Origin of the sequence: Acinetobacter sp. WCHAc060033, assembly GCF_004209125.1 — a bacterium.
Taxonomy (GTDB): domain Bacteria; phylum Pseudomonadota; class Gammaproteobacteria; order Pseudomonadales; family Moraxellaceae; genus Acinetobacter; species Acinetobacter wuhouensis.
Window position 1 is genome coordinate 1 of the sequence record NZ_SGSW01000197.1, and the last position, 387, is coordinate 387.

Below are 387 nucleotides of genomic sequence, written 5' to 3' on the forward strand. Positions count from 1 at the left end.
TATTTTTAGAAAAACTTAACTTAAATAGATAAATCTAATATATTATCTTTCTCACAATTTCATAAATATCAATTATCTAATAAGCTTTAAATCCTCTTGCTAAGTCTGTATGGTGTTTTATCAGAAAGATACTATAGAGGGTAATATGCATAGTTTTTCTGTAAAAGAATTGGATCAGTTGATTGAAAATGATCTAAAGGAAAAGAAAAAATCCAGTAAGTTATTGATTGGATATAAACTATTTAATGATCTAATGAATGACCCTAAATTTTATGCAGAAGTGACAGATTCAGCCCTGAGTGCCACAAAACGAAAATATAAGAACCTCAAGATCAAGATTACGACGGATAAATATCAACTTCATTTTGAATAAAACATAAAAAAGAG

1 protein-coding gene is annotated in these 387 nt (G+C 26.9%); it reads left to right on the forward strand.

Annotated elements, in window-relative coordinates; translation table 11 throughout:
- Positions 1-145 precede the first annotated feature (145 nt).
- Positions 146-373, forward strand: a complete 228-nt coding sequence (locus EXE10_RS21260; protein ID WP_004812234.1) for a hypothetical protein — start codon at positions 146-148, stop codon at positions 371-373.
- Positions 374-387 lie beyond the last annotated feature (14 nt).